A 20,717-nucleotide genomic window follows, 5' to 3' on the forward strand; every position below is an offset into this window, starting at 1 on the left:
CCATGCTCGCTTCAGCTCAGGACCACGTTGATCAGCTGACCGATTTCGTCGTCGCCTCGCCCACCTCCTTCCATGCCGCGGATCAGATCGCAGCGCAGCTGAGGCTGGCCGGGTTCGTGGAGGTCGACGCCCGCCGCCCATGGTCGGACGTCGGGGGCCGGCGGTTCCTGGTACGCGACGGCGCCGTCGTGGCATGGGTGTCCCCGGACACGCTGGGCGCTGAGGCCGAGTTCCGGATCGTCGGCACACACACGGACTCACCGGGATTCAAGCTGAAGCCCGGCGCGCACCTGTCCAGCGCTGGATGGACTCAGCTTGGCGTCGAGGTCTACGGCGGACCCCTGCTGAACTCGTGGCTGGACCGTGACCTCGGCATCGCGGGCCGCCTGACCACGCTCGACGGTGCCGTGCACCTCGTGCGCACAGGTCCCGTCGCCCGCATCCCTCAGCTCGCGATCCATCTGGACCGCGGGGCAAACGAGTCGCTGACCCTGGACAAGCAGACCGGGACGCAGCCCATCGTGGCCGTGGAGCTGAAGCAGTCGCTGATCGAGCACCTCTGCGCCTTGGCGGGCATCGCGCCCGGTGACGTGGCGCTGCACGATCTCTTCGTCTTCGACACGCAACGCCCGGCCGTCATCGGCGTCGAGCGCGAGTTCCTCGCCTCGGGCCGGCTGGACAACCTGGCCTGCACGCATGCCGCTCTCACAGCGATCAGCTCGGCCGAGGCCGGCGCAGACGTCGCGGTCTTCGTCGCCTTCGACCACGAGGAGGTGGGCTCGGCCACCACCAGCGGAGCCGGCGGGCCCGTGCTGCAGGACGTGCTGGAGCGGATCGCTGCCGGCTTCGGCCTTGGCCTTGACCAGACGCGTGCCATGTTCGCCCGCTCCAGTTGTGTCTCGGCCGACACCGGGCATCTCGTGCACCCCAACTATCCGAACCACCACGACCCGGTGAACCGGCCGCTGCCCAACCGCGGTCCGCTTCTGAAGATCAACGCCAACCAGCGCTACGCCACTGATGCCGTCGGTGCCGCCATCTGGCTGCGGGCCTGCGCCGCCGCGGGTGTGCCCACCCAGCCGTTCGTGTCCAACAACGCCGTGCCGTGCGGCTCCACCATCGGCCCCATCACCGCCACCAGGCTGGGTATCACCACCGTCGACGTGGGCGTGGGCCTGCTGAGCATGCATTCGGCCCGGGAGCTGTGCGGAGTGGAGGACCCGTGGTTCCTGGCCCGCGCTGTCGCGGCGTACTGGGCCGGCGCCTAGTCAGGCTGCGCCGGAACGGGCGCCGAGGGTCAGGGAGACGGGTCTGGTTGGGGCGCCATCGAGGCAGCAGCCGTCCCGCGAGGAACGGTGGCACGACGTGCACAGCGGAACCGGCAGGTAGAAGTGCGCGATCGGGCGTCCCCGGAACTGCGTCACCTCGATCTCCAGGTCGAAGACGTCTCGGAGCACGTCCGGGCGCACCAGTTCCTGCGGGGAGCCGACGGCCATCACCCGACCGTCCTTCATCGCGACGATCTGGTCCGCCCAGCAGGCCGCGTAGTTGATGTCGTGGACCACGATCACCACTGTCTTGCCCAGTTCGTCGGCGGCCCGCCGCAGCGTCTGCAGCATGGCGTGGGCGTGGGCCACATCGAGATTGTTGAGGGGTTCATCGAGCAGCACATACTGCGTGTCCTGGGCCAGTACCATGGCCACGAAGGCGCGTTGGCGCTGGCCGCCGCTCATCTCGTCGAGGAAACGGTCCCGCAGATCATCAAGATCCATCCAGGCGATCGCCTCGTCGATCCTGAGCCGGTCGTCAGCCGTCAGACGCCCGCCTGAGTGGGGGTAGCGCCCGAAGCCCACGAGGTCGGCGACGGTGAGGCGGCTCTGAAGATCGTTGGACTGGCGCAGCACCGCGAGGCGCTTGGCGAGCTCTCGTGAGTCCGCCGTCGCCACGTCCAGGTCACCCACCGAGATCGATCCGCCGTCGGCCTCGAGGAGACGCGCGATCATCGAGAGAAGCGTGGACTTGCCAGCGCCGTTGGCCCCCACAATCGCGGTCAGACCGCCATCGCGCAGTTCCAGCGTCACGTCGTTGACCACGAGGCTGCGGCCGTAGCGCTTGGAGAGGTTCCTGACGTTGATCATGTGCGTACCTTTCGGATCACGAGCCAGATGAAGGCGATACCGCCGACGAATTCGATGACCACCGACAACACGGTGGCCTGGCCGAGGAGTTGTTCGAGGACGGTCTGGCCGCCCAGTAGCACGCCGACGCCCAGCAGCCCTGCCATTGGCATCACGATGCTGTGGCGCCCGGTGCCGCTGATCTGGTAGGCGATGGCCGCCACGATCAGGCCGAGGAAGGTAATGGGGCCGACGAGCGCGGTGGAGACGCAGACCAGGAGGGTTGCCACGAGGAGCACGCCCCGGACGGTGCGCTGGTAGGGGACGCCGAGGCTGACGGCGGCGTCCCTGCCGAGGGAGAGGACATCGAGGTCCGCGCGCCGTCGCCACAGCCACAAGCTTGCGGCGGTGACGATGGCTGCGCCCAGCCAGATCAGCTCCGGGTTGACCGCGGTGAAACTGGCGAAGAGGTTGTCCTGCAGAACGGTGAAGGCGCTGGGGTCCAGGACGCGAGCAATCAGCGATGACAGTGAACGAAGGACGGAGCCGAGCACCAGGCCCGCCAGCACCACCACGTAGATCGAGCGGCTCCTCCGTCCGAACAGGACCTCAGTGAGGAGGGTTGCCACCCCCAGCATGAGCGCCACGTTGAGTGCGAACATCGGGTAGGCGCCGATCTGCCCCACGACCGCCACGCCCATCGTCAGGACCAGGAGCGACTGCAGGAACACGTACAGGGCATCCAGCCCCATGATCGACGGCGTGAGAAGGCGGTTGTTGGTCACGGTCTGGAACGCCACCGTCGCTACCCCGGTGGCCCACCCGACCACGATCATCGATGCCACCTTGCGGCTGCGGAGCTCGAGAATGAAGCCGAGGTCGCCGCTGAGGTTGAGGGTCATGAACGCGACGGCGGCGACCGCGCACAGCGCCAGCGCGAGCAGCAGCCGGAATGACGGTGCGATCGAGGTTCGGGGGGTGGTCAAGGCGGTCATCGGGTGCGCATCCGTCCGGTGAGGAGGAGCACGAGAAACACGACGCCGCCGAGTACCCCCGAGACCGTCCCCACGGGGATCTCGTAGGGCGGGTTGAGGGTGCGGGCGAGGAGATCGCAGACCAGCACGAATCCGGCGCCCGCGAGGGCGGTCCAGCCGATGTTGCGCCGCAGGTTGTCCCCGCGCCAGAGCACGATGAGGTTGGGGATCACGAGGCCGACGAAGCCGATCCCTCCCACTACCACCAGCGTGATGGCGCTCGACGTGGCGACCAGGCCCAGCCCCAGATTGAGTGTGGCCTTGTAGGACAGGCCGAGAGCCTTCGAATGCTCCTCGCCGAGGGATGCGAGGGTGAAGCGGTCCGCGAAGAACCACAGCAGGGCGCCCAGCACCGCGAGCAGCCACAGCAGCTCGTAGCGGCCGCGGAGTACGCCGGAGAAGTCACCCTGCATCCAGATTCCGATGGTCTGCATGAGCTCCAGCCGGTAGGCGACGAAGGTGGTGCCGGCTGCGATCACCCCGGCCAGCATGATCCCCACCAACGGCACGGCAACGACGGGGACCGTCGGCGGTAGCGATCTGACCAGCCGCAGGAACAGGGCGGTGCCCGCCAAGGCGGTCAGAATCGCAAGGACCATCTTGACCACGAGCGGCGCCTCTGGGAACAGGAGGATCGCGATCAGGATGCCCACGCCCGCGGACTCGGACGTGCCGACGGTGCCTGGCTCGACGAAACGGTTGCGCACGAGCAGCTGCATGAGGAGGCCCGACAGGGCCAGGGATGCGCCCGCCAACAGCACTGCGAGAGTTCGTGGCACCCGGGAAACGGTGAAGGTGAGCCAGTCGTCGGGCGTGGCGCGCCCGGTGAGGAAATCCCAGGGGGAGAGATCGGCGGCGCCGACGAACAGCGACAGCACCGACAAGCCCAGAAGCGCGCCGAGCCCGCCGAGCCACCCCCAGGACAGGGGGCGGCCGGCGGGCAGAGTGCGCCGGGTGGCGTCGGTGGTGGCAGTCACGGCGTCACGATCAGTTGGTGGCCGTGGCGTCGCTCAGCATCTCCACAGCGTTGTCCACGCCGTGGATCATGATGTACCAGCGTCCACCGTCGAGGTAGGTGACGTCGCCGTTGCTCCAGGCCGTGGTGTTGGCCATCAACTCGTTGTCCAGCACCTGTGCGGCTGCCTGGCCCTCCTGGCCGATGGCCGCGTCGCGGTCCACGACGAACAGCACGTCGGGGTTCGCCTCGGCGATGGCCTCGAAGGAGATGGCGTCGCCGTGGGCCTCGGCGTCGACGTCGGAGATGGCGGGCTCGAAGCCCAGCTCATTGTGGAGGACTCGGTAGCGCGACTCGGTGCCTTGAGCCGACACCTTGCCGCCGCTGGTCATGAGAATGAGGGCAGTCTGGCCCCCGGGCGTCTTGCCCTGTGCGGCCGCGAGGGCCTCCTCAACCTCCGCGAGCTGTTCGGCGGCCTCGTCCTCGGCGCCCACAGCCTTGGCGATGATGTTCGTCGAATACTCGATACCTTCGTAGAACGACTTCTCCGCGTCGAAGGTGATGTCGATCGTCGGGAAGTTCTTCGACAGCTCCTCCACGAGGGCGGCGGTGCGGAAGCCGGCGATGATGAGATCGGGATCCAGTGCGGCGATGGCCTCGAGGTCAGGCTCGACGACGGAGCCGAGGTCCGCATACTTCTCGTCTGCGAACTCGCTGAGCGGCTCGGGGAGCGCTGCGCCCTTGGTGAGTCCCACGACGTTGTCGGAGGCCCCGAGCGCGCGGACGGTGTCCAGGGAACCGAGATCGAGGACGACGATGCGCTCGGCCGGCCCGTCGAGCGTGGTCTCGCCCTGAGTGTGCGTGACGGTGATGGGTTCGCCCGCCGCGGGTTCCTCGGCTGCGGACTGGCCGCCGCACGCGGCGAGGGGGAGGAAGAGGAGGGCGGAGAGGGCGCCGGCGATGCGGGTGCGATTCATATCAGTCCTTCTTGGCAGAGTTTCATGGGGAGTCGACTAAGGGAACCCTAACCTGTTTGAATTTCAGTACGCAAAGATGCCCAATTTGGTGAGAATGGCTTCGGCTAGGGCGGTGGGTCGGGTGGGGTGGCTCGTTCGGTCGGGGGCCACGGGCCCGGTAAGCTCGTCCCTCGTGGCACTCACCATCGGGATCGTCGGTCTCCCCAATGCCGGCAAGTCGACTCTCTTCAACGCGTTGACGCGCAACGACGTGCTCGCCGCGAACTACCCGTTCGCGACGATCGAGCCCAACGTCGGGGTGGTCGGCGTGCCGGACCCTCGGCTGGCGCAGCTGGCCAAGCTCTACGGCTCCGAGCGGATCATTCCCGCCACCGTCAGCTTCGTCGACATCGCCGGCATCGTGAAGGGGGCCTCGCAGGGCGAGGGCATGGGCAACGCCTTCCTGGCCAATATCCGTGAGGCCGACGCCATCTGCCAGGTCACCCGCGTCTTCGACGACGAGGACGTCACGCACGTCGACGGCAAGGTGGACCCGGCCAACGACATCGACACCATCGCCACCGAGCTCATCCTGGCCGACCTCGCCACCGTCGAGAAGGCCCTCCCCAAGGTGGAGAAGGAGGCGCGGATCAAGAAGGAGACGCTGCCGAAGCTCGCCGCCTACCAGGCCGCCAAGGACGCGCTGGAATCGGGCAAGGGCGTCCGCGCCGCCGGCCTCGACATCGACGAGCTCCGCGACCTCTTCCTCCTCACTGCCAAGCCCTACCTCTACGTCTTCAACTGCGACCAGGACGAGCTGGGCGACGAGGACCTCAAGGGCCGCATGAGTGAGCTGGTGGCCCCGTCGGAGGCGATCTTCCTGGACGCGAAGTTCGAGTCCGAAGTGGTCGAGATGGACGAGGACGAGGCGCGCGAGTTCCTCGCCGAGATGGGCGTCGAGGAGCCCGGCCTCGATGTCCTGGCGCGCGTCGGCTTCGACACGCTGGGCCTGCAGACCTACCTCACCGCCGGCCCCAAGGAGTCGCGGGCCTGGACCATCCCGAAGGGAGCGACGGCGCCCGAGGCCGCCGGTGTGATCCACACGGACTTCCAGAAGGGCTTCATCAAGGCCCAGGTGATCGGATTCGACGATCTCATGGCGGCCGGCTCCGAGGCCGCGGCCAAGGCGGCGGGCAAGATGCGCCTCGAGGGCAAGGATTACGTGATGGCCGACGGCGACGTCGTCGAGTTCCGGTTTAACGTCTAGCGTTATCGACGGGCTTCGTTCCACACTGGTCGTGTAATCAGGTCGTTCGGGAACAAGGACACCGAGCGCATCTGCATGTAACGGCCGACACGGCGATCCGGCTAGCGCGGTACTTCGGCACGTCCGAAGAGTTCTGGATGAACCTTTAGACCAACTACGAACTACGGCTTGAGCGTCGGGTTCTGCGGGACAAGGTCGCGGCGATCACACCGCCGAAGGTCGCGTGAGCCGCTCGATCGACGTTCGTCTTATCGAAGGACGAAGCGGCAGCGCTGCAGCGTGATCGAGGCCTACAACGGACACCCTGAACGAGTCGACGATGCGGGTCTCGGCCATTGACGTGGTGACTCCGTTTCTGGGTGTTGGTTGGCGCGGTGCCTGACCCTCTCCAGGACTGATGGGCCTGCCCCGGGTCGGTGGGACGAAAAATGTCGGTGGTGCCAACCATGCTCGGGTCATGAGAAATGCGCACGATGCTGACTACCTCCTCAAGTTCCGCTTGAAGTACCGCCCCTTGGAAGACGCTTCGATGGCGGGTGAGTGGTTGTGGGGGCGGTGGCTGGATCGCAAGAGAGGGCTCGTTGTGGCCCAGAACAACGCTGTCGAGGTTCCCTTGCTGGTTGCCGACACTGTGCGCGTTGCCCGAGACCCCGAGGGTGGCTGGCGGATGGTCGAGGCGGTGCGGCTGGCGGAGTTCATGGCCACCTGGACCACCTTCGACAAGCCAGTGACGACGGAGGAGGCACAAGAGGTCTACGACGGCTGGGTTCGTGACGGGTATGCGGTCCACACCGAGGGTGGCTCACGGGTCATGGTGACTGCGTGGCAGGAGTCGATGAGTATGGAGCAGGTCCTGGCGGTTCTGGGGCCAACGTTCGTCAACGAAGGGTGGAGGCTATGGCAGGTCTTCACGCCGGCGGATCGGCTTTCTGAGATTCAACATCGAGTGGATCTGCGATCGCCGTCTGTGAAGACCAGGTCCTGATCACCCTCCGGATTGCCGAGGGTGAGTTCCTCCTTCTGTCGGGATACAACGAGGGGGGTTCTGCCTGTCATCGGTCGATGCTGGCGGTCGCGCAGGACGGAGACTCCCTCCGCGAGTGCGGATAGGTGCGCGTTCAACGGGTCGTTCGCGTAGCACTCGTGCTACGCTCAAGCTTATGCGTGCGTCGGAGCCCATCGTCGAAAGTCTGTCCCAGCGCGAGCTGCGCAATGAGTCCGGACGGGTGCTGCGCGCAGTGGGGGAGGGCCACTCCTTCATCCTGACCAACAGCGGAGTGCCCGTTGGCCGGATCGTGCCCATAGAGGCCCCCCGGGCAGGCCTGGCGATCACCAGGCCTGCTCGGCGGGTCGGAGGCTGGTCGGCACTGGGCATTAAGCGGAAGGCCGCGACGCGGTCTCTGGGGGAGACGCTCGATGACCTGCGCGGGGATCGGCCGCGACGGTGAGCTACATCGTCTACGTGGATACGTCTGCTCTGGGTGCGCTGCTCATCGAGCAGCCGGAGAGCACTGTGCTGGCAGACTGGCTCGATCACACGGCGAGCGCGCTGGTGTCGTGCGACCTACTGGAGACCGAGTTGCGCAGATTGGCCGTCCGGGAAGGCCTTGACCAGGGGGACGTGACTCGTGTACTCGATGGTGTGGCGCTCGCGGCCCTCGACAGGGCCCTCTATCGGAGCGCTGGGTTCCTCCCGATGGCGTACCTTCGCACCCTCGACTCGCTGCACCTTGAGGCCGCGTTGCGGATGGATGCCGACGCCATGCTGACCTATGACCACAGGCTCGGCGAAGCGGCCCGGTCCATCGGACTCGCGGTGATCTCACCTGGCCTCACAAGTGCGGACCCAGCGGAGACTGCAGATCATGGCTGACATCACGCCCTGTCCACCGCGAAGTTGTGCCCTGCGGGGGTCCGTGAGGGCCGAGGCCGTGAGGTTCGAGCGGACTCATCCGATGAGATAGACCAAACCCCATCCGCGCGCCTGCATCCGGGCGGTGAAAGCCTGGGCAGAGCGCAAATGCTCCTTGATGTAGCTGCGGTCCTCTTCAAGGCGGGTCGTGTAGAGATCATCCCGGGCGAGCAGTGCGTCGACATCGTCACCGTCGAGCAGTGACAGGTCTCGGGAGATCTCGCTCACCGCGTCGGGTGTGAGGACCTTGATCCATGGGATCCAGCCGCGTGATGTGTGCGTGACGTCGCCCTCGAACAGGTCATACGCGATGCGCGGGCACGCGACACCAGGGGTAGTCAACCGCTGCAGGTATCTCCAGCACTTGTCGAGATACAACATGTCGGGAGCAGATTCCTTCGGTCCCCACGCATCGGCGAGCGGGTCGTCAGACATGAAGGCCCACGGATCCTCGGTTGCCCTGTCGACGAACTCGGGTGCAAGCGGATAGGCGTAGTAGCGAATTCCCATGCCTGCAGCCTGCTACAAGCAGAGTCCCGCAGGGACTCCACAGAGCTCACTGTGGAGAAGGGCTGCCTCCGTGGATTTCGCCTGTGGACAACGGGAGAAGCTGGTCCTGCCAGTCGCGTGACCTTGACTCCTTGACTGGGATAGCTGGCGTCGACGTCGTCGCGCCACGGGGTCTGGGTCGGGCACGGCAGCGTCCGGACGCTGGTTCACCCTCAGTACACTCGTGGGCGCCGCCTGGGAGGAGAATCGCGTGGCCGAGATCCTGACCAAGGCGCTGTCCCTGGTGCTGATCGTCGCCATCGGGTACGGCATCAAGCGGCTCGGCTGGGTGAAGGCGTCCGACTTCGGGATCTTCTCCAAGCTCGTCCTGCGGGTCACGTTGCCCTGCGCGCTGGCGACAAGTTTCAACAGCTACGACCTCGTTCCTGCGCTCGCGTCGCTGGTCGTGATCGGATTCGTCGTCAACCTCGGGCAGCAGGTCGTGGGCTACTGGCTCAACCGTCGCAACGGTCCCCGGGCCAAGGCCTTCGGCGTATTCCACTCCGGGACCTACAACATCGGCGCCTTCTCGATGCCCTACATCTCGGGCTTCATGGGTGCGCCCGCGATGGTCCACACAGCCATGTTCGACGTCGGCAACTCGCTCGCCTCCGCCGGCGTGGGATACGGCTGGGGCATGAGCATGGTCGACCAGTCGAAGAGAACCACGGTCGTGTCGTTCCTCAGGATCGTGTTCAGCTCGCCCATCTTCGTGACCTACCTCGTCCTCGTGGCGATGAGGTCGGCCAACCTGACGCTACCGGACCCGGTCATCGTCTTCACCAGCACCGTCGGGGCCGCCAACCCCTTCCTCGCGATGCTGATGATCGGCATCGGCCTGGAGATCAGGCTGCACCGCAGCAAGCTCACGCGCGCCGCCAAATACCTCGCGCTGCGCTACACCTTCGCGATCGTCCTGGCCCTGGGAATCTGGTTCACGCTGCCGCTGTCCCCCGACATCAAGCTGGTGCTGGTGATGCTGCTCTTCGCCCCGGTGGCGTCCATGGTGGCGGGATTCTCGGAAGAGGCCGGGTTGGACGTGGAGACGAGCGCGTTCATCACCAGCGTGACCATCCTGGTCGCGATCGTCGTGATGCCGGCCATCCTGCTCACGCTGGGATGACCGGCCACGCACTCTCAGAGGCGGGCTATCGGGACGCCAGCACCTCGGCGACATAATCGACGTCCTTGTCGCCGCGACCTGACAGGTTGATCAGCACGATCGCGTCCTTCGGCATCGACGGCGCCATCCGCATGGCGTGCGCCACGGCGTGCGAGCTCTCGAGGGCAGGGATGATGCCCTCGGTGCGGCACAACAGCTGGAACGCGTCGAGGCACTCCGCATCCGTGGCCGACACGTAGGTCACGCGCCCGATCTCGTTCAGGAAGGCGTGCTGGGGTCCGACGCCGGGGTAGTCCAGACCGGAGGCGATGGAGTGCACCGGGGCCGGCTCGCCCTCGGGCGTCTGGATCACCTTCGTGGCCATGCCGTGCAGGACGCCGTCGGTGCCCGTGGTCATGGTGGCGGCGTGCTCGCCCAGGACCTCGACACCGCGACCCGCCGGTTCGACCCCGTAGAGGCGCACCTCCTCGTCGTCCAGGAAGGCCGTGAACAGGCCCAGCGCGTTCGATCCGCCGCCCACGCAGGCGGCGACCGCATCGGGCAGCCGGCCCTCGGCCTCCAGCATCTGGGCCCGCGCCTCACGGCCGACGATGGCCTGGAAGTCACGCACCATCGACGGGTACGGGTCAGGGCCCACGACGGAACCGATGCCGAAGAACGTGTCCTGGAAGTCGCGCGCATAGGTGGAGAAGGCGGAGTCGACGGCCTCCTTCAGAGATGCGCCGCCCTCGGTGACCTCAACCACCTTGGCGCCGAGCAGCTGCATGCGCACCACGTTCGGGTGCTGCTTCGCCACGTCGATGGCACCCATGTGGATCTCGCACTCCAGGCCGAGAAGCGCCGCCGCTGTGGCGAGCGCGACACCGTGCTGGCCTGCCCCGGTCTCGGCGATCAGCTTCTTCTTGCCCATGCGACGGGCCAGCAGGCCCTCGCCGAGGCAGTGGTTGATCTTGTGCGAACCGGTGTGGTTGAGGTCCTCGCGCTTGAGGTAGACCTTCGCGCCGCCCAGGTGCTCAGTGAGGTTCTCTGCGAAGTGCAGCAGCGACGGGCGTCCTACGTAGGCCTTGAGGAGATGGGCGTACTCCTCCATGAACGCGGGATCGTTGCGGGCCTCGGCGTAGGCGGCCTTCACCTCGGCGATCGGCTGCACCAGGTGCGGCGGGAGATAGGCACCGCCGAATCGCCCGAAGTAGCCCGCTTCGTCCGCCTGAGAATAGTTCGTCACGCCGCAGAACCTACTGCCTCGCTGCGCGGCGCGTGACCCGGTCCCGGAAACGAGCCGGCTGAATCGGCGACGTCGCTTCGGTGGACCCCCTCGATCATCGGGCGCCGACGCTGCGAGACTTGGCCCGTGCGCGTCTACAACTTCTCTGCCGGCCCTGCCATGCTCCCGCTCGCCGTCCTCGAGCGGGCCCAATCCGAACTCACCGACTGGCTCGGCTCAGGGATGTCGGTGCTTGAGGTCAGCCACCGAGGCAAGGACTTCGTCGCCTGCGCGGCCGCCGCGGAGGCCCGGATGCGCGAGGTCATGGGGGTCCCGGACAACTACCGCGTCCTCTTCCTCCAGGGTGGGGCGTACGGGCAGTTCGCCGGCATCCCGATGAACCTGACCGCACCCGGTGACCTGATCAACGTTCTCCACACGGGGCAGTGGACGAAGAAGGCCATTTCCGAGGCGAAGCGGCAGGGGCTCGCCGTCGACGTCATCGCCGACGAGGCGGCGTCGAGCTATACGACCACCCCGGCGCCGGGGAGCTTCGAGGTCAACCCTGAGGCGAAGTACCTCTACTACACACCCAACGAGACCATCGGTGGCGTCGAGTACTCCTACGTGCCGGACGCCGGCGCAGTGCCGCTCGTGGCGGACCTGAGTTCCACCATCCTGTCGCGCCCGGTCGAGGTCGAAGAGTTCGGCCTGATCTTCGGTGGCGCGCAGAAGAACATGGGGCCGGCCGGGCTGTGCGTCGTCATCGTCCGCGACGACCTCGTCGGCCACGCCCGCGCCACCACCCCGTCGATCTGGGACTACGCGCAGATGGCCGCCAGCGACTCGATGCTCAACACCCCGCCCACCTTCAGCGTCTACCTGCTCGGCCTCATCCTCGAGTGGGTCCAGTCCCTCGGTGGCCTCGAGGCCATGGCCGCGCGCAACTCCGCCAAGGCTACGAAGCTCTACTCCTTCATCGACGAGTCCGAGTTCTACTCCAACCCCGTCGCCCCTGACTCCCGCTCCTGGATGAACGTCCCGTTCGTCACCGCGAAGCCCGAGCGTGACAAGGCGTTCGTTGCCGAGGCAGCCGCGGCGGGGCTGACGAACCTCGCGGGTCACCGAAGCGTGGGCGGCATGCGCGCCTCCATCTACAACGCCATGCCGCCTGAGGGCGTCGACGCGCTGATCGGCTTCATGGCCGACTTCGAGCGCCGGAACGCCTGACCGTGGCCTACCGGGTCCAGACGCTCAACGCCATCAGCGCGCACGGGCTGGCGCAACTACCTCCGGAGTCCTACGTCGTCGCGGCAGACCTGCCCAACCCGGACGCGCTGCTCGTGCGGTCCGCCAACCTCTTCAGCCGGGAGATCCCGGCGTCGGTGATCGCGGTGGCGCGAGCCGGCGCCGGGACCAACAACGTGCCAGTTGCAGACCTGAGCGCCCGCGGCGTGCCGGTCTTCAACACCCCCGGTGCGAACGCGAACGCGGTCAAGGAGCTCGTCCTGGCCGGTCTGCTGGCGGGGGCGCGCAACATCGTGCAGTCCGTGGAGTTCAGCCGTTCCCTCACGGGGACCCCGGAGGAGGTCGAGGACGCGGTCGAGAGGGGCAAGAAGGCGTTCGTCGGCTTCGAGCTCCCCGGGCGCGTTCTCGGCGTGATCGGACTCGGCGCGATCGGCGTCCAGGTGGCCAACGCCGCCGCGGCGCTGGGAATGCGCGTGCTGGGGTACGACCCCCAGATCACGGTGGGCCACGCCTGGAAGCTGTCAGCCACCGTTGAGCAGGCAACCTCGCTCGAGGAGGTCCTCAAGCGCTCGGACGCCGTCTCGCTCCACATCCCCCTCGTCGCCGGGACGCGTGGCCTACTCGGCGCCGACCGGCTGGCCCTCATGAAGCCCAAGGCGCTACTGCTCAACTTCTCGCGCGCGGCCATCGTCGACGAGGAGGCCGTCGTCGATGCCCTGGACCGGCACAAGCTGCGCGGCTACATCTGCGACTTCCCCTCGCCGCGGCTCAACGGTCATCCCGCGGTCGTCGCGACGCCGCATCTCGGCGCGTCGACGGGAGAGGCTGAGGACAACTGCGCTGTGATGGCCGCCGCACAGCTGCGCGCCTTCCTGGAAAACGGCGACATCAGCAACTCCGTGAATTTCCCCGACGCGGTGCTCGCCCGATACGAGAGGACACGTCGTCTGGCGATCGCCAACGCCAACGTCCCCAACATGGTTGGACGCATCTCGACGCTCCTGGCCGACGCCGGGCTCAACATCGCGGACCTGCTCAACAAGTCCCGTGGGGAGCTGGCCTACACGCTGATCGACGTCGAGGGAACGGTCCCGGACACCTTGGCGGCTGAGATCGGTGCCATCGAGGGCGTCCTCTCGGTGCGCGTAATCTGAGAGGGCCGCGCCCCGCCCAGAGTGGTGCGTCACATCGGAGGTGAGCCAGTGTCCGACTTCATGTCGATCTTCCAGCCAGGGTTGGAGTACGTGCGCCAACAGCGCGACCTCGACAAGATCCTCATCGTCGAGGCCGACAAGGGGGCGCCAGGGCCCAAGCCGCTGGATCTCGAATCGGGCTCGGTCACGATCACTCTGCCGCCCGAGACCGTCCCCCCACCCTCCCTGAGTCCCGGAGGTTCGCCGTCAGCGGACTGATGCCTGCCCTAGGCGCGGGGTGGGTAACGTTGGCAGACGTCCGACCACACAAGGAGTTCCCCATGGATCCGACCCGCATCGTCTCCGACGACCAGATCTGGGAGTCGATCAAGGCCGAGTGCGCCGAGGCGGCCGCCCACGAGCCGCTGCTCGCCGGATTCCTGCACACCGTGGTTCTCAGCCAGCCGGACCTGGAGGACGCGCTCAGCCTGATTCTGGCCGCCAAACTGGACAACACGACGCTGCCGGCACTCAGCCTGCGCGACATCATCCACGACGTGATCCTCGACGACGAGTGCATTCAGCGTGCCATCCGCGCGGACCTGCAGGCCGTCGTGAGCCGGGACCCCGCGTGCCCCGGCTACGCCAACCCGCTGCTCTACTTCAAGGGCTTCCAGTCCATCCAGGCCTACCGGGTGGCGCACTTCTACTGGATGCATGACAGGAAGCCGCTCGCGCTCTATCTGCAGAGCCGCATCTCAGAGGTGTTCGCCGTCGACATCCACCCCGGTGCCCGGATCGGGAAGGGCATCATGTTCGACCACGCCACCAGCGTCGTGATCGGCGAGACGGCCGTGGTGGAGGACGACTTCTCGATGCTGCACGAGGTCACCCTCGGCGGTTCGGGCAAGGAGGGCGGCGACCGTCACCCCAAGATCGGCCGAGGGGTGATGATCGGCGCCGGCGCGAAGGTGCTGGGCAACATCCGCGTGGGGGAAGGGGCGAAGATCGGCGCAGGCTCCGTGGTGCTCCACGATGTGCCTCCGCACACCACGGTGGCGGGTGTCCCGGCCAAGATCGTCAACATCCCGGCCTCCGCTCTGCCTGCATTCGAGATGGATCAGAGCATCGACGACCTTGAGGAGTCCGGCCGCGAAGCCGTTCCGCAAGGGTGGTAGCCGAGCCGGAACTTTCGGTGGAATTGCTACCGCCGGCCCCTCCGGCGGCGATACCGTGAGCCATGCGCATCAACGACGTCATCGCCAGCAAGGGCTCCACTGTCATCACCGCCCGCTCTGACCAGAGCGTCGCGGACCTCGTGAAACTCATGACCCAGCACCGGATCGGAGCCGTCGTCATCACCGACGACGACCAGACGGTCACCGGCATCGCCGGCGAGCGGGACGTGGTGCGGGCGCTTGGGGAGCGCGGCGCCGCGGCCCTGGAGGCCACCATCGGCGAGATCCTCGACCGCGACGTGCACGTGTGCGTCCCGGATGACGACATCGCCAGCGTGGCGGCGGCCATGACCGAGTTCCGAACCCGCCACATGCCTGTGGTGCAGGAGGGGCACTTCGTGGCCATCGTCAGCATCGGCGACATCGTCAAGAGCCGGATCGATCAGCTTCAGACGGAGCAGGAGTACCTGATCAAGTACGTCCAGAGCTGATCGAGGAGCCCTCAGCCCACCCAGGCCACCCGCTCGGCGGCCAGCTCATCGACGACCGAGGCCACCCCATCCGGGTGCACGGCCGCCACCAAACCGCCGAGAACCACGGTGTCGAACCCCTCGCGCGCCGCGTCCATCGCTGTTGCGCGGACGCAGTAGTCGGTGGCGATGCCGCACACGTCGACCGCCGTGATGCCGTGCAGGCCCAGCCAGCGAGCCAGCCCGATCCCGTCGTCCTCGCCCCCGATGGTGCCCTCGAAGCCGGAGTATGCGGCGGCGAAAGAGCCCTTGTCGAACACGGCATCGAAGGCGAACCCGCTCAGCGCCGGGTGAAGCTCCTGTCCGGGGGTGCCGACCACGCAGTGGGGCGGCCAACTGTCGACGAAATCAGGACTGTCGGAGAAGTGCGCTCCCGGGTCGATGTGATGATCCCGCGTCGCCACCACCCGGCGGTAGCCGTGATCGCCGTTCAGCAGCTCGGCTGTCTTCTCCGCCACGGCGTTGCCGCCGTCGACGCCGAGGGCTCCGCCCTCGCAGAAGTCCACCTGGACGTCCACCACGATCAGTGCCTTGGCCACGTCGGCCCCCTCTCGGCTCGGTCCGTCCAGCCTAACGCGGTAGCCTCGGCCGCATGGAGCGATGCATCCACGTGACGGCCGTGGTGCTGCGCGATCCCACCGGCGCGGTGCTGCTGGTGCGCAAGCGCGGCACGTCGATGTGGATGAACCCGGGAGGCAAGCCTGACCCGGGGGAGTCTCCTGAGCAGTGCGGCGCCCGGGAGGTCCGGGAGGAGCTCGGCCTGGTTCTGGATCCCCTCCGGCTGGAGCCCCTGGGACTGTTCGAGGCGGCCGCCGCCAACGAACCGGACCACACCGTCGTCGCGCACGTATTCAGCTGGCCTGATCCGGTCCTCGGCCGGGTGCAGCCGGCCGCGGAGATCGACGCCGTGCGCTGGTCGGATCCCGACGTCGCGCTCGACGGGTCTGATCCCACCCTGGCGCCGCTCTACACCACGGTGATCGCGCCGCTCCTGGCTCGGGCGGGAGACCGGTCTTAAGTAGGGGATGAGTCCTCCTGCCGCGGCGGCGGCGCCCAGTTCGCGCCTGCTCGGGTGCTGGTGTCAAGGGATGGCTGTGCGGTTTCACGGTCATGCCGAATAGCGTGCGCTTCCATAACGGCGCGAGTGGCGCCATAATGGCTCCATGCCGAACATTCAGATCAAGGACGTGCCGGACGACACTCACGCAGTGCTGCGACAGCGGGCGGCCTCGGCGCACCAGTCACTGCAGGAATACCTGCGCTCGAAGCTGATCACCGAAGCCGCCCAGCCGACGCTGGACGAGGTGTTGGCCAGGGCCGGCGGGCGCGCGGGCGGATCGCTGCCACTGGCCGACGCGGTAAGCGCGTTGCGGTCCGATCGTGCTCGTCATTGACGCCAGCGTCCTGGCCGTCGCCCTTCTCGATGACGGCCAGGACGGTGACACAGTGCGGGACAGGCTGCGCGGTGAACAACTCGCCGCACCCGCACTGATCGACCTCGAAGTGGCTTCGGTGTGGCGCGGCCTGGCGCGCGGCGGCCACCTGGACCCGCGCCGGGTCAGGCTTGCTCTTGACGACCTGCAGGAACTGCCACTCCAGCGCGTCGAGCACACCTCGCGGCTGTGGCGCTGTTGGGAACTTCGGGACAATCTCACCATCTACGACGCCGCCTACGTTGCCCTCGCCGAAGCACTCCAGGCGCCCCTGCTCACCGGCGACAGGCGCCTCGCACGATCCACCGGCCCACGCTGCACCATCGAGGTCGTCAAGACCCATCGTTGACGTCGCGGTTGCCGCGCAGATCGAGGATCTGATGCTTGCGCTTCAGGCCTCCTCGGTGGCCCTTGGGGCACCGCCATGGATCCCGCGCGGAAGCGGCATGTAGATGACTTCTTCGGTCGACCGAGAACCAGCGTCGTTGAGTGGTGCGTCCACCTCGTCGCGGTAGAGCGGAGCCTCTTCCCCGTACCGCACCCGTCGAACCCTGCCCGGGAACGCGCTGGCAAGGGCATGGGCTACCCGATCGGAGCATCCGACGGTGAACTCGATTTCCTCGTCGACCTCGCACGCCAAGCACCAACTTTGATCCGCGGGCCACATCAGGTGAGGCGGGACATGGATACCTGGCGTCTCTCCCCACGCCAGCGCCGGAGCATCACGCAGCATCTCGAGAGGGCCGGTGAAGAGCAGCATCTTTCGGTTGGGAATCTCCAGGCGCGGCGCTGAAGGTGGGTTCGGGTGGCCGTTCCAGCCTTCCCACACGGCCACGTTGCCCCTGTCCTGTGTGGAGGTGTGGGAGGCCAAGGTGACCAGAGCTGCGCGGACGGTGTCTTCTTCCTCGTCGTCTTCTGGGAAGGCGACGCGCACATAGACGTCAAACCCCGGCGGCCCATAGCGCACGAGATGCCACCACTCAGCACCTGGTTGCAGCAGCCACTCAGCCGACTTCGCGTCGCTCGCGGGCACTATGTTCGTCACCCCAACCAGTCTGCCCCACAGACCGTCGTGCGCTCATGATGCCGCAAGGCGCGATCCCTACTGGGAGCCGGTCCTTAGAAGGCGCCACGCGCGGGTTGGGCGGCCGTGCGCACTCGGTGTGGTCGGCTCAGGGACGAAGCCACAGCGCCGGAGGAGATGCACGGCATCGAGTTGACCGTCCTCGAACTCGTTGATGGCCGCTGCTGCTTCAGTGTCTTGCCAGATCCGTTCGAGCAGGTGATTCATGAACCTCATGCCAAGCCCAGTTCCACGTCGAGCAGGTATCACGTTGAGCCCGATGTGAGCCGTGCCGTCGGAGTGGAGTTCGTAGTGGACATGGCCCAGTAACTCGCTGGTCTCATCTTCTTGAACGAAGTAGTAACCCTGCTCTGATGCCGGACGCGCGAGCCGCGCCTCGAATGCCGGCCAGGCACTCTCTGGCCAGTCGATACAGCCTGTGGCAGGGTTATACCCAGCGTAGGAGATAGGCCAGCCGGCGTTGTAGGCCATCATTTCTGGATCAAGCAGCCATGCCTGCCGGATCGTGAACTCCTCTGGCGATGGAACGTGAAGCCGAAGCACGTCGTCAGGCTAGCAAGAGTGCATCCTTGACGCCTCCGAGGAGGTGGTACAGACATGCGTGATGCCGCCGCAGATCGATCGCATGGGCGGAGGGTTGCTCACGGCCTTACGGAACGTCGTGCTTCGCGGCCCGTGTCCAGCTCGCACTTTGCTCGAATCGCTTCTTCAACCGTGAACCCGTGGTGGTGCGCTACCACTGCGGCGGCCAGCACGACATCTGCCAACTCATGCATGATGGCCTTTCGGTCGGGGTCACTTCGGCTGCACACCTCGACAAGCTCGATCGATTCCTCTGCAACCTTCCGTGCGCTCGCGCCGCTTGGCATCGGGATGCCTCTCTCCATCAGGTAGAGGTCCAGGAGGGCAAGGATCGAGCTCACTTCTGGCACGCTACCCGATCAGATCGCGTCTGCACGCTCTTGCCGCGTGGCTCTCGGCTCTACTCCTCGCTGGGGTACGCGGGCTCCAGTACAGCCCATGCTTCTTGGTTGCTCCACAGCTCCTTGAATCGGATCTGGACCTCGTCGCTGCTCTGGAGTCGCGGCATGGCCGAATCGACGTTGACTGCTGCGGGGAGTTCGATCGAACATCCCCAGGTGGCGCCGTCAACGGCCTTGACGCCGTTGACCCAAAGTTCCGGAGTGATCGAGCCTTCTCCGACGCAGGACGCCCGCATCTGGTAGTCGCGTTTCGGGTCAGGGGCGGCGCCCTGTTCAGCTACTGCGGTGTTGCCGAGGTAGGTGATCCGCGCGACCTCGCCGTCGAGCTTCTCCGGCGCTCCGAACGCCTCCGGCTCTGCGGATATCGAGGGATCCGGTGCTGCCGGAAGGGTGTCCGTCTGCATAGAGGGAGGGCTGGTCGGGGCTGGGTTGCTCCCCGTCGGGGATGCGGTGGGTTCAGGTGCTGGGTTGACGGTGCAGGCAGCAGTGACGAGAACGGTGGCGACGACAGCGACGCGCAGCTTCATGGACCATGTGTACACCACGAATCCGTTGCGCGACGAAACCTGTCCTGCATTGCTGCCTCCAGCACCCGTAAACCCGAATGTGCGACCTACAAGGACCCATGTGGTCAAAGCCGCTCCAGATCCGGACGTCCGCTCCCGCCCGGGTGAGCTTTGAGCGTGGTTCGCTGGGTGGGCAGAGCTAGGACCCAATTGGGGGTTGGCGTAGCAAGTACAGCAGCCAGGCGCCGACGGCCACCATTGTCGCCATGCCGGGAGCGATTGTGGCACCTAGCCGCTGGTTGCCCAGGTTCCGGAGCCATGAAAGCACGGGGGCTAGCGTGATGAAGGCGCCGAAGGCGACAGCCGCCCCCGCTATCAGGGCAGATGGGCTGAAGGGTTGACCGTTGAGAGACATCGCGATCAGAAAGGCGGTCATGACAATCAATACCAAACCCCATAGTGCAGTGAGCACCACCAGCGGTATCGCCCAGCGCGAGCGCGGTTGCTTCGGCATGTTCGCACCGTAGCCGGCTCGAACGAGAAACACGCGGAACGCGCGGATCTGCCGCGCCTGGTGCTTCAGGCGACCTTGCTTGCGTAGCGCTGGCGGGCGGCCTCTCCGCTGGTGCCGACGAAGGCGCCGATCGCTGACCATGACATGCCGGCTTCCCGGGCTGCGCAGATGGCGTCAATCACGTGACGCTCAGCTTCGGATCGCTCCGCCACCGCTGCACGGAGCAGGGCAACTGCACCGACGTCGAGTTCGTCGTCGGGATTGGGTTCGTAGGACTCGAAGCGCGCCGCCAGCTCGTCGGCGTGCTGCAGGATCTCGTCAACAGTGCGTGGCATGGTCATCACCTCAGGAACTTCTCGCGGGCTTTCATTGCGTGGACGATGACGTGCACTTGATCGCCATCGACATAGCCGACCTCCAAGAAGATCGCGGACTGGTTGGGACCCACGATCATGGTGAACCCGTCGCCGAGATCCCAGATCCGGACCGGGTTGCGGTAGGCGTGGAGGATCTCAGGTTCACCAAGGCCATGCTTGAGCGCGGACGCGGCGATGACTGGATCCTCCATCGATCCAAGATAACTTGCGAGCATGTGCAGGTCAAGTGCCCGGGAACATCCGGTTCTTGCCGCATTCGGTGCTCGCCGGTGACGATGACGCTGCCTCCATGATCCTCACGCCTCTTAGCCTCGATCCACCGATGGGTTGGGTGGGTTGAGCGTGCCGTGACGAACGAATGCCCTTGCTACTGGGATATTGGGACTTGTCTAGAGTCAAAAATCACCAAGTAGGAAGAGCATCCGTCAGATGCAACTCTCTCATACTCCTCACGCTGTTTCTGTCAGCTTCGATGACCCGAATCTTGTGTCGGCCGCTGGGCTGGTCCCGACGATGAGGCTGGCCCAAGCTGCGGGGCTGCAGGACCTGGGCGATGCGCACTTGAGTGTCCCCACCGACAAGGGCGCCAACGCCGGCGCGAAGGTCACATCGTT

28 protein-coding genes and 1 pseudogene are annotated in these 20,717 nt (G+C 66.4%); 15 read left to right on the forward strand and 14 right to left on the reverse strand.

What is annotated here, in order from left to right; genetic code table 11:
- The first annotated feature begins 2 nt into the window (after nucleotides 1–2).
- Nucleotides 3–1,268 (forward strand): M18 family aminopeptidase, encoded by a 1,266-nt coding sequence (locus tag H5399_RS04790; protein ID WP_182781839.1) that lies wholly within the window; start codon nucleotides 3–5, stop codon nucleotides 1,266–1,268.
- Here the strand turns inward: H5399_RS04790 and H5399_RS04795 are convergent, their stop codons facing one another.
- The 4 genes from H5399_RS04795 to H5399_RS04810 are packed head-to-tail and all read right to left on the reverse strand — an operon-like array spanning nucleotide 1,269 to nucleotide 5,083.
- Nucleotides 1,269–2,138 carry an ABC transporter ATP-binding protein gene (locus H5399_RS04795; protein ID WP_182781840.1) on the reverse strand — a complete coding sequence of 290 codons (870 nt, stop codon included), beginning with the start codon at nucleotides 2,136–2,138 and terminating at the stop codon, nucleotides 1,269–1,271. It lies immediately after the preceding gene.
- The gene (locus H5399_RS04800; RefSeq protein ID WP_182781841.1) at nucleotides 2,135–3,112 is read right to left on the reverse strand and encodes an iron chelate uptake ABC transporter family permease subunit; all 978 of its coding nucleotides are present in this window, start codon (nucleotides 3,110–3,112) and stop codon (nucleotides 2,135–2,137) included. The genes H5399_RS04795 and H5399_RS04800 overlap by 4 nt, the downstream gene beginning before the upstream one ends.
- Nucleotides 3,109–4,128 carry an iron chelate uptake ABC transporter family permease subunit gene (locus H5399_RS04805; protein ID WP_220490777.1) on the reverse strand — a complete coding sequence of 340 codons (1,020 nt, stop codon included), beginning with the start codon at nucleotides 4,126–4,128 and terminating at the stop codon, nucleotides 3,109–3,111. The genes H5399_RS04800 and H5399_RS04805 overlap by 4 nt, the downstream gene beginning before the upstream one ends.
- Nucleotides 4,129–4,138: 10 nt before the next feature.
- Nucleotides 4,139–5,083 (reverse strand): siderophore ABC transporter substrate-binding protein, encoded by a 945-nt coding sequence (locus H5399_RS04810; protein WP_182781842.1) that lies wholly within the window; start codon nucleotides 5,081–5,083, stop codon nucleotides 4,139–4,141.
- 172 nt (nucleotides 5,084–5,255) lie between these two features.
- Between H5399_RS04810 and ychF the strand changes: the two genes are divergently transcribed.
- The 4 genes from ychF to H5399_RS04830 all read left to right on the forward strand — a co-directional run bounded on the left by ychF (nucleotide 5,256) and on the right by H5399_RS04830 (nucleotide 8,202).
- Complete coding sequence (ychF, locus tag H5399_RS04815; protein ID WP_182781843.1) at nucleotides 5,256–6,329, forward strand: redox-regulated ATPase YchF; 1,074 nt, start codon at nucleotides 5,256–5,258, stop codon at nucleotides 6,327–6,329.
- A 397-nt stretch (nucleotides 6,330–6,726) separates the two neighbouring features.
- Complete coding sequence (locus H5399_RS04820) at nucleotides 6,727–7,314, forward strand: hypothetical protein (RefSeq protein ID WP_182781844.1); 588 nt, start codon at nucleotides 6,727–6,729, stop codon at nucleotides 7,312–7,314.
- A 175-nt stretch (nucleotides 7,315–7,489) separates the two neighbouring features.
- Complete coding sequence (locus tag H5399_RS04825) at nucleotides 7,490–7,777, forward strand: type II toxin-antitoxin system Phd/YefM family antitoxin (RefSeq protein WP_182781845.1); 288 nt, start codon at nucleotides 7,490–7,492, stop codon at nucleotides 7,775–7,777.
- On the forward strand, nucleotides 7,774–8,202 hold the full coding sequence (locus H5399_RS04830) for a type II toxin-antitoxin system VapC family toxin (RefSeq protein ID WP_182781846.1): 429 nt from the start codon (nucleotides 7,774–7,776) through the stop codon (nucleotides 8,200–8,202). The genes H5399_RS04825 and H5399_RS04830 overlap by 4 nt, the downstream gene beginning before the upstream one ends.
- Nucleotides 8,203–8,277: 75 nt before the next feature.
- On the opposite strand, the gene H5399_RS04835 is transcribed toward H5399_RS04830, so the two are convergent.
- Nucleotides 8,278–8,751, reverse strand: coding sequence for a hypothetical protein (locus tag H5399_RS04835; RefSeq protein WP_182781847.1), 474 nt, complete (start codon nucleotides 8,749–8,751; stop codon nucleotides 8,278–8,280).
- A gap of 250 nt (nucleotides 8,752–9,001) precedes the next feature.
- On the opposite strand from H5399_RS04835, the gene H5399_RS04840 reads away from it, so the two are divergent.
- A complete protein-coding gene (locus H5399_RS04840) occupies nucleotides 9,002–9,913 on the forward strand; it encodes an AEC family transporter (protein WP_182781848.1) in 912 nt (303 codons plus the stop codon).
- 25 nt (nucleotides 9,914–9,938) lie between these two features.
- Here H5399_RS04840 and trpB read toward each other — a convergent pair whose 3' ends face one another.
- A complete protein-coding gene (trpB, locus tag H5399_RS04845; protein ID WP_182781849.1) occupies nucleotides 9,939–11,138 on the reverse strand; it encodes a tryptophan synthase subunit beta in 1,200 nt (399 codons plus the stop codon).
- 126 nt (nucleotides 11,139–11,264) lie between these two features.
- Here trpB and serC point away from each other — a divergent pair, with 126 nt between their 5' ends.
- The 5 genes from serC to H5399_RS04870 all read left to right on the forward strand — a co-directional run bounded on the left by serC (nucleotide 11,265) and on the right by H5399_RS04870 (nucleotide 15,167).
- A complete protein-coding gene (gene serC, locus H5399_RS04850; RefSeq protein ID WP_182781850.1) occupies nucleotides 11,265–12,347 on the forward strand; it encodes a 3-phosphoserine/phosphohydroxythreonine transaminase in 1,083 nt (360 codons plus the stop codon).
- Between the two features lie 2 nt (nucleotides 12,348–12,349).
- Nucleotides 12,350–13,519 carry a phosphoglycerate dehydrogenase gene (locus tag H5399_RS04855; protein WP_182781851.1) on the forward strand — a complete coding sequence of 390 codons (1,170 nt, stop codon included), beginning with the start codon at nucleotides 12,350–12,352 and terminating at the stop codon, nucleotides 13,517–13,519.
- Nucleotides 13,520–13,567: 48 nt separating this feature from the next.
- A complete protein-coding gene (locus H5399_RS04860) occupies nucleotides 13,568–13,777 on the forward strand; it encodes a DUF6191 domain-containing protein (protein WP_182781852.1) in 210 nt (69 codons plus the stop codon).
- Nucleotides 13,778–13,839: 62 nt separating this feature from the next.
- Nucleotides 13,840–14,676, forward strand: a complete 837-nt coding sequence (cysE, locus tag H5399_RS04865) for a serine O-acetyltransferase (RefSeq protein ID WP_182781853.1) — start codon at nucleotides 13,840–13,842, stop codon at nucleotides 14,674–14,676.
- A gap of 62 nt (nucleotides 14,677–14,738) precedes the next feature.
- Nucleotides 14,739–15,167 carry a CBS domain-containing protein gene (locus tag H5399_RS04870; RefSeq protein ID WP_182781854.1) on the forward strand — a complete coding sequence of 143 codons (429 nt, stop codon included), beginning with the start codon at nucleotides 14,739–14,741 and terminating at the stop codon, nucleotides 15,165–15,167.
- A gap of 11 nt (nucleotides 15,168–15,178) precedes the next feature.
- Here H5399_RS04870 and H5399_RS04875 read toward each other — a convergent pair whose 3' ends face one another.
- Nucleotides 15,179–15,745, reverse strand: coding sequence for an isochorismatase family protein (locus tag H5399_RS04875; protein WP_182781855.1), 567 nt, complete (start codon nucleotides 15,743–15,745; stop codon nucleotides 15,179–15,181).
- A gap of 53 nt (nucleotides 15,746–15,798) precedes the next feature.
- Here H5399_RS04875 and H5399_RS04880 point away from each other — a divergent pair, with 53 nt between their 5' ends.
- The 3 genes from H5399_RS04880 (at nucleotide 15,799) to H5399_RS04890 (ending at nucleotide 16,988) form a co-directional block, all read left to right on the forward strand.
- A complete protein-coding gene (locus tag H5399_RS04880) occupies nucleotides 15,799–16,224 on the forward strand; it encodes an NUDIX domain-containing protein (RefSeq protein WP_182781856.1) in 426 nt (141 codons plus the stop codon).
- A 145-nt stretch (nucleotides 16,225–16,369) separates the two neighbouring features.
- On the forward strand, nucleotides 16,370–16,600 hold the full coding sequence (locus H5399_RS04885) for a hypothetical protein (protein WP_182781857.1): 231 nt from the start codon (nucleotides 16,370–16,372) through the stop codon (nucleotides 16,598–16,600).
- Nucleotides 16,587–16,988: a type II toxin-antitoxin system VapC family toxin gene (locus H5399_RS04890; protein WP_182781858.1), complete on the forward strand. Its 402-nt coding sequence runs from the start codon at nucleotides 16,587–16,589 to the stop codon at nucleotides 16,986–16,988. The genes H5399_RS04885 and H5399_RS04890 overlap by 14 nt, the downstream gene beginning before the upstream one ends.
- A gap of 42 nt (nucleotides 16,989–17,030) precedes the next feature.
- Here the strand turns inward: H5399_RS04890 and H5399_RS04895 are convergent, their stop codons facing one another.
- The 7 genes from H5399_RS04895 to H5399_RS04925 form a co-directional block, all read right to left on the reverse strand.
- A complete protein-coding gene (locus H5399_RS04895; RefSeq protein WP_182781859.1) occupies nucleotides 17,031–17,672 on the reverse strand; it encodes a hypothetical protein in 642 nt (213 codons plus the stop codon).
- Between the two features lie 69 nt (nucleotides 17,673–17,741).
- Nucleotides 17,742–18,266: a GNAT family N-acetyltransferase gene (locus H5399_RS04900; RefSeq protein ID WP_182781860.1), complete on the reverse strand. Its 525-nt coding sequence runs from the start codon at nucleotides 18,264–18,266 to the stop codon at nucleotides 17,742–17,744.
- Between the two features lie 98 nt (nucleotides 18,267–18,364).
- On the reverse strand, nucleotides 18,365–18,646 hold the full coding sequence (locus H5399_RS04905) for a MazG nucleotide pyrophosphohydrolase domain-containing protein (RefSeq protein ID WP_182781861.1): 282 nt from the start codon (nucleotides 18,644–18,646) through the stop codon (nucleotides 18,365–18,367).
- A 59-nt stretch (nucleotides 18,647–18,705) separates the two neighbouring features.
- Nucleotides 18,706–19,233, reverse strand: coding sequence for a hypothetical protein (locus tag H5399_RS04910; protein ID WP_182781862.1), 528 nt, complete (start codon nucleotides 19,231–19,233; stop codon nucleotides 18,706–18,708).
- 178 nt (nucleotides 19,234–19,411) lie between these two features.
- Nucleotides 19,412–19,726 carry a hypothetical protein gene (locus H5399_RS04915; RefSeq protein WP_182781863.1) on the reverse strand — a complete coding sequence of 105 codons (315 nt, stop codon included), beginning with the start codon at nucleotides 19,724–19,726 and terminating at the stop codon, nucleotides 19,412–19,414.
- A 65-nt stretch (nucleotides 19,727–19,791) separates the two neighbouring features.
- Entirely contained in the window at nucleotides 19,792–20,061 is a 270-nt protein-coding gene (locus H5399_RS04920; protein ID WP_255421957.1) for a hypothetical protein, read from the reverse strand.
- A 5-nt stretch (nucleotides 20,062–20,066) separates the two neighbouring features.
- A complete protein-coding gene (locus tag H5399_RS04925) occupies nucleotides 20,067–20,294 on the reverse strand; it encodes a hypothetical protein (protein WP_182781865.1) in 228 nt (75 codons plus the stop codon).
- 238 nt (nucleotides 20,295–20,532) lie between these two features.
- Between H5399_RS04925 and H5399_RS04930 the strand changes: the two are divergent.
- Nucleotides 20,533–20,717 (forward strand): annotated as a pseudogene (locus H5399_RS04930) (IS1380 family transposase); the annotation flags it as partial.

This window comes from Tessaracoccus sp. MC1627 (assembly GCF_014164725.1).
Classification (GTDB): domain Bacteria; phylum Actinomycetota; class Actinomycetes; order Propionibacteriales; family Propionibacteriaceae; genus Arachnia.

What these genes read in the sequence shown, in the direction of transcription:
- H5399_RS04790 (WP_182781839.1), top strand. Translation starts at nt 3, where the DNA reads ATGCTCGCTTCAGCTCAGGACCACGTTGATCAGCTGACCGATTTCGTC.
- H5399_RS04795 (WP_182781840.1), bottom strand. Translation starts at nt 2,138, where the DNA reads ATGATCAACGTCAGGAACCTCTCCAAGCGCTACGGCCGCAGCCTCGTG.
- H5399_RS04800 (WP_182781841.1), bottom strand. Translation starts at nt 3,112, where the DNA reads ATGACCGCCTTGACCACCCCCCGAACCTCGATCGCACCGTCATTCCGG.
- H5399_RS04810 (WP_182781842.1), bottom strand. Translation starts at nt 5,083, where the DNA reads ATGAATCGCACCCGCATCGCCGGCGCCCTCTCCGCCCTCCTCTTCCTC.
- H5399_RS04820 (WP_182781844.1), top strand. Translation starts at nt 6,727, where the DNA reads ATGGGCCTGCCCCGGGTCGGTGGGACGAAAAATGTCGGTGGTGCCAAC.
- H5399_RS04825 (WP_182781845.1), top strand. Translation starts at nt 7,490, where the DNA reads ATGCGTGCGTCGGAGCCCATCGTCGAAAGTCTGTCCCAGCGCGAGCTG.
- H5399_RS04835 (WP_182781847.1), bottom strand. Translation starts at nt 8,751, where the DNA reads ATGGGAATTCGCTACTACGCCTATCCGCTTGCACCCGAGTTCGTCGAC.
- cysE (WP_182781853.1), top strand. Translation starts at nt 13,840, where the DNA reads ATGGATCCGACCCGCATCGTCTCCGACGACCAGATCTGGGAGTCGATC.
- H5399_RS04870 (WP_182781854.1), top strand. Translation starts at nt 14,739, where the DNA reads ATGCGCATCAACGACGTCATCGCCAGCAAGGGCTCCACTGTCATCACC.
- H5399_RS04880 (WP_182781856.1), top strand. Translation starts at nt 15,799, where the DNA reads ATGGAGCGATGCATCCACGTGACGGCCGTGGTGCTGCGCGATCCCACC.
- H5399_RS04885 (WP_182781857.1), top strand. Translation starts at nt 16,370, where the DNA reads ATGCCGAACATTCAGATCAAGGACGTGCCGGACGACACTCACGCAGTG.
- H5399_RS04910 (WP_182781862.1), bottom strand. Translation starts at nt 19,233, where the DNA reads ATGAAGCTGCGCGTCGCTGTCGTCGCCACCGTTCTCGTCACTGCTGCC.
- H5399_RS04915 (WP_182781863.1), bottom strand. Translation starts at nt 19,726, where the DNA reads ATGCCGAAGCAACCGCGCTCGCGCTGGGCGATACCGCTGGTGGTGCTC.
- H5399_RS04920 (WP_255421957.1), bottom strand. Translation starts at nt 20,061, where the DNA reads ATGCCACGCACTGTTGACGAGATCCTGCAGCACGCCGACGAGCTGGCG.
- H5399_RS04925 (WP_182781865.1), bottom strand. Translation starts at nt 20,294, where the DNA reads ATGGAGGATCCAGTCATCGCCGCGTCCGCGCTCAAGCATGGCCTTGGT.